This is a genomic window from Arthrobacter sp. SLBN-112 (assembly GCF_030944625.1).
In the GTDB taxonomy this organism is placed as follows: domain Bacteria; phylum Actinomycetota; class Actinomycetes; order Actinomycetales; family Micrococcaceae; genus Arthrobacter.
In genome coordinates, this window is the sequence record NZ_JAUSXY010000001.1 from 3,877,089 (window position 1) to 3,891,274 (window position 14,186).

At 65.6% G+C, this 14,186-nt stretch carries 16 protein-coding genes; 9 read left to right on the plus strand and 7 right to left on the minus strand.

Annotated features, from left to right (window positions below; all coding sequences use genetic code 11):
• Nucleotides 1-6 precede the first annotated feature (6 nt).
• The 4 genes from QF050_RS17940 to QF050_RS17955 all read left to right on the plus strand — a co-directional run bounded on the left by QF050_RS17940 (nt 7) and on the right by QF050_RS17955 (nt 4,623).
• Nucleotides 7-621: a carbonic anhydrase gene (locus QF050_RS17940; protein WP_308931629.1), complete on the plus strand. Its 615-nt coding sequence runs from the start codon at nt 7-9 to the stop codon at nt 619-621.
• 86 nt (nt 622-707) lie between these two features.
• Nucleotides 708-2,135 carry a class II fumarate hydratase gene (locus QF050_RS17945; protein WP_308931630.1) on the plus strand — a complete coding sequence of 476 codons (1,428 nt, stop codon included), beginning with the start codon at nt 708-710 and terminating at the stop codon, nt 2,133-2,135.
• 131 nt (nt 2,136-2,266) lie between these two features.
• Nucleotides 2,267-2,938 (plus strand): TetR family transcriptional regulator, encoded by a 672-nt coding sequence (locus QF050_RS17950; RefSeq protein WP_308931631.1) that lies wholly within the window; start codon nt 2,267-2,269, stop codon nt 2,936-2,938.
• On the plus strand, nt 2,935-4,623 hold the full coding sequence (locus QF050_RS17955; RefSeq protein ID WP_308931632.1) for an MDR family MFS transporter: 1,689 nt from the start codon (nt 2,935-2,937) through the stop codon (nt 4,621-4,623). Before QF050_RS17950 ends, QF050_RS17955 begins: the two co-directional genes overlap by 4 nt.
• 171 nt (nt 4,624-4,794) lie before the next feature.
• On the opposite strand, the gene QF050_RS17960 is transcribed toward QF050_RS17955, so the two are convergent.
• Nucleotides 4,795-5,265 (minus strand): NUDIX domain-containing protein, encoded by a 471-nt coding sequence (locus tag QF050_RS17960; protein ID WP_308931633.1) that lies wholly within the window; start codon nt 5,263-5,265, stop codon nt 4,795-4,797.
• 30 nt (nt 5,266-5,295) lie between these two features.
• Complete coding sequence (locus QF050_RS17965) at nt 5,296-5,844, minus strand: A24 family peptidase (protein ID WP_308931634.1); 549 nt, start codon at nt 5,842-5,844, stop codon at nt 5,296-5,298.
• Nucleotides 5,845-5,904: 60 nt separating this feature from the next.
• Between QF050_RS17965 and QF050_RS17970 the strand changes: the two genes are divergently transcribed.
• Together QF050_RS17970 and QF050_RS17975 are read left to right on the plus strand one after the other, a co-directional pair.
• On the plus strand, nt 5,905-6,699 hold the full coding sequence (locus tag QF050_RS17970) for a hypothetical protein (RefSeq protein ID WP_308931635.1): 795 nt from the start codon (nt 5,905-5,907) through the stop codon (nt 6,697-6,699).
• 42 nt (nt 6,700-6,741) lie between these two features.
• The gene (locus tag QF050_RS17975) at nt 6,742-7,389 is read left to right on the plus strand and encodes a GNAT family protein (protein WP_308931636.1); all 648 of its coding nucleotides are present in this window, start codon (nt 6,742-6,744) and stop codon (nt 7,387-7,389) included.
• 178 nt (nt 7,390-7,567) lie between these two features.
• Here the strand turns inward: QF050_RS17975 and QF050_RS17980 are convergent, their stop codons facing one another.
• The gene (locus tag QF050_RS17980) at nt 7,568-8,986 is read right to left on the minus strand and encodes a PhoH family protein (protein ID WP_308931637.1); all 1,419 of its coding nucleotides are present in this window, start codon (nt 8,984-8,986) and stop codon (nt 7,568-7,570) included.
• Nucleotides 8,987-9,224: 238 nt separating this feature from the next.
• Nucleotides 9,225-9,986: an isoprenyl transferase gene (locus tag QF050_RS17985; RefSeq protein WP_018761888.1), complete on the minus strand. Its 762-nt coding sequence runs from the start codon at nt 9,984-9,986 to the stop codon at nt 9,225-9,227.
• A gap of 148 nt (nt 9,987-10,134) precedes the next feature.
• On the opposite strand from QF050_RS17985, the gene QF050_RS17990 reads away from it, so the two are divergent.
• Nucleotides 10,135-10,878, plus strand: coding sequence for a hemolysin III family protein (locus tag QF050_RS17990; RefSeq protein WP_308931638.1), 744 nt, complete (start codon nt 10,135-10,137; stop codon nt 10,876-10,878).
• 7 nt (nt 10,879-10,885) lie between these two features.
• Here QF050_RS17990 and QF050_RS17995 read toward each other — a convergent pair whose 3' ends face one another.
• Nucleotides 10,886-11,215, minus strand: coding sequence for a hypothetical protein (locus QF050_RS17995; protein WP_308931639.1), 330 nt, complete (start codon nt 11,213-11,215; stop codon nt 10,886-10,888).
• Nucleotides 11,216-11,315: 100 nt separating this feature from the next.
• Nucleotides 11,316-12,221, minus strand: coding sequence for a mycothiol conjugate amidase Mca (gene mca / locus QF050_RS18000; RefSeq protein WP_308931640.1), 906 nt, complete (start codon nt 12,219-12,221; stop codon nt 11,316-11,318).
• A gap of 130 nt (nt 12,222-12,351) precedes the next feature.
• On the opposite strand from mca, the gene QF050_RS18005 reads away from it, so the two are divergent.
• A complete protein-coding gene (locus QF050_RS18005) occupies nt 12,352-12,810 on the plus strand; it encodes a DUF4307 domain-containing protein (protein WP_308931641.1) in 459 nt (152 codons plus the stop codon).
• Between the two features lie 151 nt (nt 12,811-12,961).
• On the plus strand, nt 12,962-13,456 hold the full coding sequence (gene greA, locus QF050_RS18010) for a transcription elongation factor GreA (RefSeq protein WP_308931642.1): 495 nt from the start codon (nt 12,962-12,964) through the stop codon (nt 13,454-13,456).
• A gap of 108 nt (nt 13,457-13,564) precedes the next feature.
• On the opposite strand, the gene QF050_RS18015 is transcribed toward greA, so the two are convergent.
• Entirely contained in the window at nt 13,565-14,179 is a 615-nt protein-coding gene (locus tag QF050_RS18015) for a rhomboid family intramembrane serine protease (RefSeq protein WP_308931643.1), read from the minus strand.
• Nucleotides 14,180-14,186 lie beyond the last annotated feature (7 nt).

Here is a 14,186-nt window from a genome sequence, read left to right on the forward strand (position 1 = left end):
GGGGCCGTGACGACTAACCTGACCCCTGCACTGGCCTGGCGCCGCCTGCGCGAAGGCAACGAACGTTTCGTAAACGGCGAGTCCTCCCATCCGAACCAGAATGCGTCGCGCCGCTCATCGCTGGTGGAGACACAGAATCCGTTTGCGGTGATCTTCGGCTGTTCCGACTCCCGGCTCGCCGCAGAAATCATTTTCGACGTCGGCCTGGGCGACGTCTTCGTGGTCCGCACCGCGGGCCAGGTGATCGACGACGCCGTCCTGGGCTCCCTGGAGTACAGCGTCGGCGTGCTGAACGTGCCCCTGATCGTCATCCTCGGCCATGACAGCTGCGGCGCCGTGACAGCCACGAAGGACGCCGTGCAGACCGGCGAGATGCCGGCAGGCTTCATCCGCGACCTCGTGGAGCGCATCACGCCCTCCGTCCTGACCTCACTGCGCAATGACCAGCCCGAGGTCAACGACATGGTGGTGGAGCACGTCAAGCAGACGTCGCAGCGCCTGGCGGACAGCTCTCGTGTGATTTCCGACGCAATCGAGGCCGGCCGTACCGCCGTCGTTGGCCTTTCCTACCGCCTGGCCGAAGGCCGGGCTGACCTGGTTTACGGAAAGGGCGAGCTCTAGCCTCACCTCGCAGGGGGCCGCACGGGCGACCGTGCGGCCCCCTTAACGGTTTTCGATGGGGCGCCTGATCGCCATAAGCTAGCCCCATGACTTCCACTGAAGAGTTCCGCATTGAACATGACACGATGGGCGAAGTCCGCGTCCCCGTGAACGCACTGTACCGCGCGCAGACGCAGCGGGCAGTGGAAAACTTCCCCATTTCCGGCAAGACCCTGGAACGCACCCACATCGAGGCGCTGGCCCGGGTCAAGAAGGCTGCCGCCCAGGCCAACGCAGAACTGGGCGTGCTCGACGGCGAGCTGGCCAAGGCGATTGCAGACGCTGCCGACGAAGTGGCCGCGGGCAAGTACGACGGCGACTTCCCCATCGACGTTTTCCAGACCGGCTCCGGAACGTCCTCGAACATGAACACCAACGAGGTCCTGGCAGAGCTGGCCACGCGTGCGCTGAAGGCCGCCGGCAGTGACAAGGTTGTCCACCCGAACGACCACGTCAACGCTTCGCAGTCCTCCAACGACGTCTTCCCCACGTCGGTCCACGTGGCCGCCACCTCCGCGCTGATCAACGACCTCATCCCGGCCCTGGGCTACCTGGCCGAGTCGCTGGAGCGCAAAGCCGTCGAGTTCAAGGATGTCGTCAAGTCCGGCCGCACCCACCTCATGGACGCCACCCCGGTGACCCTGGGCCAGGAATTCGGCGGCTACGCCGCACAGGTCCGCTACGGCATCGAACGGATCAACGCCTCACTCCCCCGTGTGGCAGAGGTTCCGCTGGGCGGCACAGCCGTGGGCACCGGCATCAACACCCCCGCGGGTTTCCCCGAGCGTGTCATCGAGCTTCTCGCCACGGACACCGGCCTGCCGCTGACCGAAGCCCGCGACCACTTCGAAGCCCAGGCCAACCGCGACGGCCTGATCGAAGCTTCCAGCCAGCTGCGCAACATCGCCATCTCCTTCATGAAGATCAACAACGATCTCCGCTGGATGGGCTCCGGCCCCAACACCGGCCTCGGCGAAATCGCCATCCCGGACCTGCAGCCCGGCTCCTCCATCATGCCCGGCAAGGTCAACCCGGTGATCTGCGAGGCGTCCATCATGGTGGCCGCCCAGGTCATCGGCAACGACACCGCCATCGCCTGGTCCGGCACCAACGGCGCCTTCGAGCTCAACGTCGGCATCCCGGTCATGGCCGCCAACCTGCTCGAGTCCATCCGCCTGCTGGCCAACACCAGCCGTGTCATGGCGGACAAGATGATCGACGGCATCACCGCCAACGTGGAGCGCGCCCGCTTCCTGGCCGAGGCCTCGCCGTCCATCGTTACGCCCCTGAACAAGTACATCGGCTACGAGAACGCCGCCAAGATCGCCAAGACGGCCGTCAAGGAGGGCCTGACCATCCGCCAGGCCACCGAGAAGCTCGGCTTCGTCGGCGAAGGCGACGGCAAGGTTTCCGAGGCGGACCTGGACAAGGCCTTGGACGTCACCACCATGACGTCTCCGGCGCACAAGGCATAACAAGCCACAGCGCCCGACGGCGGCCGGCACCTTTCGCACGAAAGGTACGGGCCGCCGTCGTACTTTAAGCCCACTGCCTGCGGCGCATCATGAAGTTGCACTACAATGGATTCAGTGCAAAACTTTACTATGTGAACCACAGTGCAACTTCAGACCCCGGCCTTCGTGAACGCAAACGGGCTGCCACCCGGCGCGCCATCACCGCTGCCGCGCGGAGCATGACCGCCGAGCAGGGGCTCAACGGTTACACCGTGGAGGACGTATGCGAGGCCGCGGATATCTCGCGCCGCACGTTCTTCAACTACTTCCCCACCAAGGAAGACGCCATCATCGGCCACGCTGATGATGACATCCCGTCCGGGATCATCGACGAATTCGTGGCCGGCGGCGCAGGCTCGCCGCCAGGGGACATTTCGCCCACCCTCTTCCGGGACCTGATCGGGCTCTCCTTGCGTTTGGCCGAGGACATGACGGCGTCCGAGGAAGACACCCGGCAACTGATAGGCGTGGTCCGCAAGGAACCGCAGCTCATCCTCCGCATCATCGGAGTGACCGAGCAGCGGGAAGCCCAGTTCGCCAAGGACGTCGCCCGCCGCGAAGGAGTCAACCCGGACCACCCCGTGGTGCAGATGGCCGTGGTCCTGTTGAGCACCATCGCCCGGAAGAGCAGCATGGCCTACTTCTCCGACGGCAACACACGCCCGTACCGGGACCTGCTCCTGGAGAACATCTCCGCTGCCAGCCTGCTCTTCTCCCAGCCATTCGACATTCCGGACACCACCGCCGCAGAAGGACAATCATGAGTACCGCCACCACCAAGGCGCCGGCAGGGCCACTCCTGCTGACGCAAAAACGCATCTGGATCATCTTTTCCGCGCTGATCGCCGGAATGCTCTTGTCCAGCCTTGACCAGACCATCGTTTCCACCGCCATGCCCACCATCGTGGGCAAGCTGGGCGGCGTGGAACACCAGGCCTGGATCACCACTGCCTACCTGCTGGCCACCACCATCGTGATGCCCATCTACGGCAAGTTCGGCGACATCCTGGGCCGCCGCAACCTCTTCCTGGCAGCCATCGCGCTTTTCACCCTCGCGTCCCTGGGCTGCGCACTGGCTACAGACTTCTGGGGCTTCGTCATCTTCCGCGCCATCCAGGGCCTGGGCGGCGGCGGCCTGATGATCCTGTCCCAGGCGATCATCGCCGACATCGTCCCCGCCAAGGAACGCGGCAAATACATGGGCCCCCTGGGCGCCATCTTCGGCCTGTCTGCCGTGGCCGGCCCGCTGCTGGGCGGTTTCTTCGTTGACCACCTCACCTGGGAATGGGCGTTCTACATCAACATCCCGGTGGGCGTTGCCGCGTTCGCCATCGCCTGGTTCGCGCTGACGCTGCCCAACAAGAAGGCCGACAAGCGGATCGACATCCTTGGCGTGGTTCTGCTCTCCGCGGCCACCACCTGCCTGATCTTTTTCACCGACTTTGGCGGCAAGAAAGATGAAGGCTGGGATTCACCCCTCACCTGGGCCTTTGGAGCGGGCCTGCTGGTCTCGGCCGCCGCGTTCGTCATGGTGGAGCGCCGCGCTGAGGACCCGATTATCCCGTTGAGCCTGTTCAGGAACCGGATCTTCATCAATGCCACCGCAATCGGCTTCACCCTGGGCCTTGGCATGTTCTCCGCCATCGCGTTTGTCCCCACGTTCCTGCAGATGTCCTCGGGCACGTCCGCTGCCGAGTCCGGGCTGCTGATGCTGCCCATGATGGCCGGCCTCATGGGCACGTCCATCTACTCGGGCATCCGGATTTCCAAGACCGGCAAGTACAAGATGTTCCCCATCCTGGGTGCCGCATTCACCATGGCCGCCATGCTGTGGATGACGACGCTTGCCGCGAGCACGCCCATCTGGGTCATTTGCCTCCAGCTGTTCGTCTTCGGGGCCGGGCTGGGCCTGATCATGCAGGTGGTGGTCCTGGTGGTCCAGAACTCCGTCCCCGCGGACCAGATCGGCACCGCCACCAGCACCAACAACTACTTCCGCGAAGTGGGCGCCGCCATGGGCGTCGCCGTCTTCGGGTCGATCTTCACTACGCGCCTCTCCGAGGCGCTGACCAACGCCTTCACCGGTGCTGGAGCCTCCGCAGCGCAGGCCGGACAGTCCGCCCGGACGCTGGACCCGCAGGCGCTGAGCCAGCTCCCGGCACAGCTGCGCGATGCCATCGTGAATGCCTACGCGGATTCGTTGGCACCGGTCTTCTGGTACCTGCTGCCGTTCATCGCCGTGGCCCTCCTGCTGGCCCTCACGCTGAAGCAGATCCCGTTGTCGGACACCGCCGGTATGGTGGCACGCGGCGAGGCGGTCGGCGGGGAGGAAGCAGAACGGCTCGCCGCCGGCCTGCCCGCTGCCGCCGAGGCCGGGCTCGCCGCCCCCGGCGCTGACGGAGCACATGCCAGGGACGACGACGGCGAGCTGGTCTCCCCGGGCCGCTGACCGTCGTCGGAAGCCTGGGCCGGCCGCGGCCGGCCGGGTGCCGGGCCACCCCCCAGACCGACCGGAAAAACCAGCAGGGACGCCGCACTCTTGGGGGTTGCGGCGTCCCTGCTCCGTATGTAGTCCCTGGTGCCCCGCCTGGCAGCTATACCAGGCGGGGCGCCACCATTCTTAGGGCTCGAAGTGGACGGCTCCTGCCGGCGTCAGCGCCTGGCGGATGCTGGTGAGGTGCCCGGGCATGAGAGCGGGAAGCTCGTCCAGGCCGAACCAGCCAACGGCCAGGGACTCGTCATCGTTCACCCTGGCTTCGCCGGAGACGTAACGGCACAGGAACACGATGTCGAGGAACTCGCAGACGTCCCCGTTGGGGTAAGTCACCGGACCAACCGCTCCCACGGACACCACGCGTTCGGCTTCTGCCACCACGGCGGTTTCCTCGAAGATCTCCCGGACCAGGCCGCGCGCGGGCTGCTCCCCAGGGTCCAGCATCCCGCTGATCAGCGCCCACTGCCGGTTGTCCGCCCGCTGGGCCAGCAGGATCCTGCCCGCGTCGTCGACCACCACGCCCCGGACGCCGGGAACCCAGAGGGGGTCGTTGCCGATCTTCTTGCGCAGTTTCAGGACGTATTCGGGTGCAGGCATAATGCCAGCCTACCCAAGACCACGAACGCCTCAGGCCGGCAGGAACATGGCGGCCGCGGCCCCGGCAAGCATGAACGGGCCAAACGGAATGGAAGACTTCAGCGTTCCCCTGCGGGCCGCCAGGAGTGCCAGGGACCACAGTCCGCCGAGCAGGAACGCCAGGAATGTACCGGCGAAGAGGTGCCCCCAGCTGAGGTAGCCGAGGTACATGCCCAGCACTCCAGCCAGCTTGACGTCGCCGAACCCCATCCCGGGTGGATAAACGAGGCGAAGGACGAAATAGAAAAGCCAGAGGATCGCCGCACCGGCCACCACCCTGAGGACAGGCATGACGGGCATTCCGTTCGGCTCCCCCGTGTCCGGCACCGAACCGCCCCAGGCCGCCACTGCCGCTGCGGCCAGGAGAAGGAGCCCCGCCACGGCATAGGACGGGAACACGATGCGGTTGGGCAGGAGGTGGTGCCGGACATCGATGACGGTGAGCCGAACAGCCATCACCACAAAGTAGAGGCACGCGGCAAGTACCAGCCAGAAGGCCACGGGGGTGTACAGCCACAGCTCGCCCAGTCGTCCAATCACCCCTCGGATGCTACTGGATCCACCCGTACCGGCCGTAGCGCCACCGCGTAAACTGTGGATATGTCGACCTGGGAGTCCCGGCGCCGGGCGGTTCCGGACCCTCCTGCCGCGCCCGCGGACCCCGCCGCCATGTTCCGGAACCTGTGCCGGTCATCCCCCTGGAAGTGGCAGTCGCTGAGGTTCGAGTACTGGGACCAGGCGTTCGAGACCGCACCCGCGCCCGGTGCGCCCTTCGTCCGGGCCTGGCTGCGGCGGCCGGGGGCGCTAAGGCTGGAAAATCCGGCGGGCCTGGTTCTGCACAGCACCACCGGAATCAACGATTCCCGTGACGTTTTCTACGTCAGCGCCACCCGCAAGTCCTGGCTCCTGCCGCCGCACCTGGTCACCCCCGTGTATGACGACGCCGGGCAGGTCCGCCGCCGGCCTGAGGCCGCTTACGGCGAACCGGGGTTCGGCAACGGCCGCTTCTCGGCTGCATTGGACCCTGTTGAACTTGCCGGCAACGCTCCTGTGCCGATCGAGTTCCCGGGCAGCAATGCGCTGGACATCAAGGACGTCCGGTATGGCGAACACGATGGCAGGCCCGTCCTGGAAGCGGTGGTGGTCCCGAACGCCGCCTACCATCCAGGGGATGCCGCTGCTCCGCTGTGCCTTCCCGGGCGCACGCGACTCCGCGTGGACGTCGGCACGGGGGTCTGCGTCGCCAGCCAGTCACTGGAACCAGGGACCGAGGATTACGGGCACTGGATCCGGATCATTGCGGTGGACGAATACATGCTCGATGACCTGTTCCTGGCCCAGTCCATGAACCTCACGGACGTCCGGCGGCATATCAGCTGGGACCTCCCCGCGTGAGCGTGACAGGAGCCGGCGCCAGCGATCAGCTAGGCTTCCCGGATGACCTCCATGAGCTCCATCTGGCCCCTGTTCGGCCTTAAGCTGACGACGCCCCGGCTGGAGCTCCGCCCCATCACCGACCAGGACATCCCCGCCGCCGTGGCAGCGGCGCGCAGCGGCATCCATGAGCCGGGCCGGAACCCGTTCAGTATGCCCTGGACAGAGCTTCCGGAGGACGAACTGGGCCCGAACATGGCCCGCTGGTACTGGCGGTGCAGGGCTGGATGCTCCGCCGAAAACTGGACCTTGCTCCTTGGCATCTGGCACGAGGGCCGCTTTGTCGGCTGCCAGGACATTGGCGCCAAGGACTTTTCTCAGCTCAAGACCGTCAGCACCGGCTCCTGGCTGCAGCAGTCCGTCCAGGGCCGCGGCCTGGGCAAAGAGATGCGTGCCGCCGTCGTTCTGTGGGCTTTTGACTGGCTTGGCGCAGAGGTCGCAGAATCCGAGGCCGCCGCCTGGAACACCGCCTCCCTGGGCGTTTCGCGCTCCCTCGGCTACGAACTGAACGGCACCACCCGCAAAACTTGGGGCACCAAAGTCGAAACCCTCCAGCACGTCCGCCTCACCCCCGAAACCTTCAAACGCCCCGAATGGAAGCTGAAGGTAGACGGCCACAAAGCAGCGGCGAAGTTCCTGCACGCCACGTAAGTCCGGGCTGGGTACGCCGGGCCACGGTCCTTCTCCGTCGCTTAGCGCGGAGGGCGGCGATGCGTTCCTACGAGAAGACCCCGTAACCCGGCTTGTGCGTAGGGCAGCCTTCCGGCAGCGTGCGTCAAAGGCGAGGAACGAGCCAGCACGCAGAGGAAGGGTGCCCTACGCACCCCGGCTAGCCCTCGAGCAGTTCTGTTACCAGGGCTGCGATGGGCGAGCGTTCGGAGCGGGTCAGGGTGATGTGGCCGAAGAGCGGGTGTCCCTTCAGGGTTTCGACGACGGCGGCGATTCCGTCGTGGCGGCCGACGCGGAGGTTGTCCCGCTGGGCGACGTCGTGGGTGAGGACGATCTTGGAGTTCTGGCCCATCCGGCTCATGACGGTCAGCAGGACGTTCTTCTCCAGCGACTGTGCCTCGTCCACGATCACGAAGGCGTCGTGCAGGGACCGGCCGCGGATGTGGGTGAGGGGCATGACTTCCAGCATGCCGCGGTCCATGACTTCCTCCACCACTTCCTGGCTGACCAAGGCACCAAGCGTGTCGAAGACGGCTTGAGCCCAGGGGTTCATCTTTTCGGATTCCGAGCCGGGCAGGTAGCCAAGCTCCTGGCCGCCCACGGCGTACAGGGGCCGGAACACGATCACCTTCCGGTGTTCGCGGCGTTCGAGCACGGCTTCGAGGCCGGCACAGAGGGCGAGCGCCGATTTTCCGGTGCCGGCCCGTCCGCCAATGGACACGATGCCGACGCCGGGATCCATCAGCATGTCGATGGCCAGCCGCTGCTCGGCGGACCGGCCATGGAGGCCGAACACGTCGCGATCGCCCTTCACCAGGCGCACCTGCTTGTCCGCCCCCACCCGGCCCAGGGCCGAGCCTCGGTTGGAGAGCAGGACCAGCCCGGTGTTGACCGGCAGTTCCGCCGCGGCGGGGATGAACACGGGCTCGTGCCCGTACAGGGTGGAGATTTCCTGTTCGTCGGCTTCGATTTCGGCAACGCCGGTCCAGCCGGAGTCCTTGACCAGCTCGTTGCGGTACTCGTCGGCGGTGAGCCCCATGGCGGAGGCCTTGACCCGCATGGGGAGGTCCTTCGAGACGACCGTGACGTTGCGGCCCTCGTTGGCCAGGTTCTTGGCGACGGCAAGGATCCGGCTGTCATTGTCACCGCTGCGGAACCCCAGCGGCAGTACCTCCGCCGAGATGTGGTTGAGCTCCACCACCAGGGTGCCGCCGTCGTCACCAATTGGAATGGCCTGGTTCAGGCCGCCGTGCTTGACCCGGAGGTCATCCAGGAGCCGCAGGGCCTTCCGGGCGAAGTAGCCGAGTTCGGGATCGTGCCGTTTTGCCTCGAGTTCGGTGATGACAACGATTGGCACCACGACCTCGTGCTCGGCAAACCGCAGCAGTGCCCGCGGGTCCGAGAGCAGGACGGACGTGTCGATGACGAAGGTGTGGATGTCGGCTTCCCTTCCGGAGACAGCAAAACCGGCCGCAGCATCACTTGCTGCGCCGGTTTCAAAAGTGACGCGCTCGGCGCGAGAGGTAGCTTTCCCGCCCTGTCCAGCCAGGACCTCGGGCAGTTGTTCAGAAGTAGCCACATCGACTCCAGCCCCGGGCACCAGCCCGGAATTGTTATTGGTGAGGCGGCTCGGCCACGAGGCCGGGTCCGGCCTCCCATACAACCGGTGCGATGTTTCGCTCCATGTATTGGCCTCCCCGATCAGCGGGCGGTTTTGCCTGCTGATGGTTATAACGTAAATCCATTCGGGGTAATTTCCGCAACCATTTCCCGGCGATTTCCTTGCCTGTGTGTGAACTCGTTATGAACCGGGGGTTTCAGGCGCCGAAGCGCCGCTGCCGGCCGGCGTAGTCACGCAGGGCCCGGAGGAAATCGACCTTGCGGAAGGCAGGCCACAAGGCCTCGCAAAAGTAGAACTCGCTGTAGGCGCTCTGCCACATGAGGAAGCCGGAGAGCCGTTGCTCCCCCGATGTCCTGATCACCAGGTCCGGGTCAGGCTGGCCTCGGGTGTAGAGGAAGCGCGAGATGTCATCGACACACAGGTCATCGGCGAGTTTGGAGATGTCCATACCCTTGGCGACGGCGTCGTGCAGGAGTTCGCGGACGGCGTCGACAATTTCCCGTCGCCCCCCGTACCCGACCGCCACGTTGACGTGGATTTTCTCCCGCACCGGGGTCCTGGCAGTCAGCTTGTTGAGCCGCTCGGCCAGGTAGTCCGGAAGCAGTTCAGGCGCGCCCATCGCATGGACGGAAATATTGGCGTCGTCATCGAGCCGGTCCAGCGTGTTGGCGATGATGCCCATGAGGAGGTCCAGTTCTTCGCTGGACCGGTTCATGTTGTCCGTGGACAGCATGTACAGCGTGACCACCTTGACGCCGAGTTCCTGGCACCAGCCGAGGAACTCGTGGATCTTGTCCGCCCCGGCCTGGTGGCCCTGGCTGGTGGGAGCGTTGAACTGCTTGGCCCAGCGCCGGTTGCCGTCCACCATGACGCCAATGTGCCGGGGAATCCGGTCGCGCGGGAGGTCCTTGAGCAGCCGGCGTTCGTAGTAGCCATAGAGGAACCCGGGCAACTCCACGCGTCCACTCACCTGACTTTCCTGCCGTACGTACATCCACATCCTAGGCTACCGCCCGAACCGCCCCGGGACGCGCGGAGCGGCGGTGGCGGGGCATCCAGTAAGTTACCAGCCAGTAACTTACCGACGCGTAAGTTATTCTGGAGCAATGAACAGCAACTCCCCGCAGGCTTCCCAGCCATCCAGCCCGGAGGACCGGAACCCCGGCGAAGGCACGGGGCCCAACGCAGTTGATGATGCCGCCGTCCGGCTTGCTGAACTGCTGATGATCAAGCCGAAATGGCGGGGCTGGATCCACACCGTCACGGCCCCGCTCGCGCTTGCCGCGGGCATCGCCCTCGTTGTCCTGGCCCCCACCGCCGACCGGAAGATTACGTCTGCCGTCTTCGCCGCCACCGGTGTGCTGCTGTTCGGCGTCAGCGCGGTCTACCACCGCGGCAATTGGTCCCCGCGGGTCAAGCTGGTCCTCAAGCGGCTGGACCACACCAACATCATGCTGGTCATCGCCGGCACCTACACGCCGCTTGCCTGGACGCTCCTGGAACGCTCGCAGGCGGTGATACTCCTGTGGGTCATCTGGACCGGGGCCATTCTTGGCGTGCTGTTCCGGTTGCTGTGGACCGACGCACCCCGCTGGCTGTACGTGCCCATCTACATTGCACTGGGTTGTGGCGCCCTGTTTTACCTGCCGCAGTTCTTCCAGGCCAGCCCTGCCTCAGCAGTCCTGGTCTGCGTGGGCGGGGTCCTGTACATCACGGGCGCCGTCTTCTACGCCCTGAAGAAACCAAACTTCAGCTACCACCACTTCGGCTTCCACGAACTGTTCCATGCGCTGACGGTGTTCGCCTTCGCAGCCCACTTCGCTGCCATCGCCCTGGCGGTCCTCGCCTGACGCCGGTTTACTCCCTCGGCCCCTGGAGCCCGCTTCCGTTGGAGTCGGGCGCTGCCGGGTGCGGGCCGTCGTCGAGCCCGTCCTGGGCGTCAGCAGCCTCCACGTCTGCCGCGGTTGCGGCCGCCATGCGTTCTTCCTCTACCTGGGCGCGGTAGCGCACCCGGCGGATCCGCCGCACCATGTCGACGATCAGCAGGGCCGTGGCCACCACGAAGAAGGCCGTCATGATGAACCCCAGCAGGCCTGGGGTTACCTGGTCCTCGGAGATCCCGTCCCGAAGTGTCGGAGTGGGCAGCGGAGTCGGCGTGGTGGCGAGGCGGAGGAGCAGAGAATGCACGGTTGATACCTTCTGGTGGAACGGATGCAGCAGGAAGCGGACAGCACGGGCCTTGGCGTCGCACCCGACTTCTACGCTGGATAGAAATAGCCTGCTCTGACTATCTTAGCCCGGCGAACAGATCCTTCTCCGGGAGCTCGGACGGCACCCTTGAATGGATCAGGGAGTAGTCCTCCCAAGGCCAGGTCCGGCGCTGCATGTCAGGTGAGACGGCAAAGAAGAACCCCAGTGGGTCCACCTGCGTCCGATGGGCGCGCAGGGCGTCATCACGCACTTCGAAGTAGTCGCCGCAGTCAATCTGCGTGGTGGTGGGATGCGGCGCCGGCGGCGGGGTGTGGCCCTCGGCGTCGGACTCCAGCCACGCAGCCAAACGCTCGGCATACGGGGACTGGAGTCCCGCTTCTTCCAGCGCAAAGTGCAGCGCACGGAACCGATCCGGGCTGAAGGCGCGGTCATAGTAGAGCTTGCTCGGCTCCCAGGCCTCCCCCGCGTCCGGGTAGCGTCCGGGATCGCCGGCGGCTTCAAAAGCTTCCACCGCCACGCGGTGGGCCATGATGTGGTCCGGGTGCGGGTAGCCGCCATTTTCGTCGTAGCTGAGGATGACGTGCGGCTTGAACGAACGCACCAGCCGCACCAGCGGCGCCGCGGCCCGCTCCAGGGGCAGCGAGGCGAAGGAACCGGCCGGAAGCGGCGGAAGCGGATCACCTTCGGGCAGGCCCGAGTCGACGAATCCAAGCCATGCCTGCCGGATGCCGAGGATGGAGGCAGCGTTGGCCATTTCCAGCCTGCGGGCACCGGCCATGTCCCGCTTGGGGTGTGGTTCGCCTTCCACTGCCGGGTTCTGGATGTCGCCGCGCGACCCGTCCGTACAGGTTGCCACCATGACGTCCACGCCGGCGGCTGCGTACATGGCCATGGTCGCAGCGCCCTTGCTGGACTCGTCGTCCGGGTGGGCATGGACTGCGAGCAGCCGGAGCGGCACCTGGGAATTGCTGGACGCTGTCATGGAAAGGACGGCTCCTTATTCTTGTTTCGCGGCTTGTCGCAGCCTGAGGACGATGTGGCGGGGTGGTGTTCCCTCACCGGCGGCCGCAGCCACCGCAGAACGCCGGCGGAAAGGGCACTAAACTGGTCTGGTGACTTCCCCGGACCAGCCGGCCCAACCCGCGCCCGCAAACACTAGCCTAGCCAATCGGTATGGTGCTAAAAAGCGCCGGTTCACTCCTGCCGCCACCCGCACCGCCGTCGGGATCGCCCTGGCGGCCGGAATTGGATTCCTTGCGTGGGTTTCAACATCGAATTCCCTGTCCGGGGTGACCTACAAGGACATTGGCTACAGCACCACCGATGCCACCGTCGCCGAGGTAGACTTCCAGATCACCCGGGAACCTGGGAACGCCGTGAAATGCGCCGTCAAGGCGCTGGATTCGAAGTTCGCAGTAGTGGGCTGGAAGGTGGTTGACATCCCGCCGTCAGCGGCGGATGGAACGGCCGACGGCGGCAGGACAGTCGCCCAGCGCGTCACCGTCCTGACCGACTCGGAGTCCGTATCGGGCCTGGTGGACGGCTGCTGGATTCCCAGCCAGACGCAATAAGGGATGTGACCGGCGACTCGTCCAGGTTGGGTTATCTCCAAGGGATTGACTACACTGGATAGATACCTTTACCCCGCTGAGCTGGTTGCTGCTCCACAAGTGGCCACCATGGCGGGGTCTTTTGCATGTAGGACCACTAGAGGAGAAGTCCGTGTCTACCACCAACAGCGCTTCTGCAGCCTGGCTCACCCAGGAAGCTTTTGACCGCCTGAAGGCAGAGCTGGACCACCTTTCCGGCGCAGGCCGGGCGGAGATCGTCCAGAAGATTGAAGCAGCGCGGCAAGAGGGCGACCTCAAGGAAAACGGCGGCTACCACGCAGCCAAGGAGGAGCAGGGCAAGATTGAAGCCCGCATCCGCCAGCTGACGGCGCTGCTTCGGGACGCCCACGTGGGTGAAGCGCCTGCCGATGACGGCATCGTGGAGCCCGGCATGATCGTGGTGGCCAAGATCGCGGGAGACGAAGAGACGTTCCTGCTGGGCTCCCGTGAAATCGCCGGAGACTCCGATTTGGATGTCTTCAGCGAAAAATCGCCGCTTGGGGCCGCCATCGTGGGTCACAAGGAAGGCGACACCCTCAGCTACGTCGCGCCGAACGGCAAGGACATCAAGGTGGAGATCCTCTCCGCCAAGCCCTACGCTGCCTAGCGTTGGTCTGCCGGGCATGAACCCGGCGTACAGCGGCGGCCGCCCCTCGGGAGACGGCCGCCGCTGTACTTTAACTGCCGTTCCCATGGCGGCAACCCGGTCCTGCGCTCAGGACTCCACGGCTGCTGGAATACGTGGACGCAGCAGGAGCGCCGCCACGACGCCACCGGCTGCACCACCCAGGTGGGCCTGCCAGCTCACGTAGCCGGCCACGAACGGCAGGGCGCCCAACAGGATGCTCCCGTAGCCCATGAAGAGGACTACTGCAAGCAGGATCTGCCGCCAGCTCCGGTTGAAGAAACCGCGCACCAGGAGGAACGAGAAGAGCCCAAAGACCAGGCCTGATGCCCCCACTGTGACGCCGTCGCCGATCAGCCAGACCGTCAGGCCGCTGCCAAGCCAGCTGAAGGCCAAAGCGGTGAGGAAGACGCGCAGCCCGGACAGGAACACCAGGAACCCAAAGATGACCAGTGGCAGGCTGTTGGAGAGCAGGTGGTTCAGGTTGGCGTGCAGCAGCGGGAAGGTCAAGATGTCCAGCAGCCCGTCGGCGCTCCTGGGCCGCAGGCCGAACGTCCTGACCAGCGCGCCCGTCATCAGCGTGTTGGCCACCTCGATCACGAACAGCAGGGCCAGGAAACCACCCAGCACCGCCAGGCCGCCCTTGGCGCGCGACGCCAGGGTCTGGCGCCCGGGGAAGGATCCGTTACCAGCAGGTCCGGCCATGGGCGGT

What these genes read in the sequence shown, in the direction of transcription:
- QF050_RS17945 (WP_308931630.1), top strand. Translation starts at nt 708, where the DNA reads ATGACTTCCACTGAAGAGTTCCGCATTGAACATGACACGATGGGCGAA.
- mca (WP_308931640.1), bottom strand. Translation starts at nt 12,221, where the DNA reads ATGACAGCGTCCAGCAATTCCCAGGTGCCGCTCCGGCTGCTCGCAGTC.
- QF050_RS17970 (WP_308931635.1), top strand. Translation starts at nt 5,905, where the DNA reads ATGTCGACCTGGGAGTCCCGGCGCCGGGCGGTTCCGGACCCTCCTGCC.
- QF050_RS17990 (WP_308931638.1), top strand. Translation starts at nt 10,135, where the DNA reads ATGAACAGCAACTCCCCGCAGGCTTCCCAGCCATCCAGCCCGGAGGAC.
- QF050_RS18015 (WP_308931643.1), bottom strand. Translation starts at nt 14,179, where the DNA reads ATGGCCGGACCTGCTGGTAACGGATCCTTCCCCGGGCGCCAGACCCTG.
- QF050_RS17960 (WP_308931633.1), bottom strand. Translation starts at nt 5,265, where the DNA reads ATGCCTGCACCCGAATACGTCCTGAAACTGCGCAAGAAGATCGGCAAC.
- QF050_RS17975 (WP_308931636.1), top strand. Translation starts at nt 6,742, where the DNA reads ATGACCTCCATGAGCTCCATCTGGCCCCTGTTCGGCCTTAAGCTGACG.
- QF050_RS17955 (WP_308931632.1), top strand. Translation starts at nt 2,935, where the DNA reads ATGAGTACCGCCACCACCAAGGCGCCGGCAGGGCCACTCCTGCTGACG.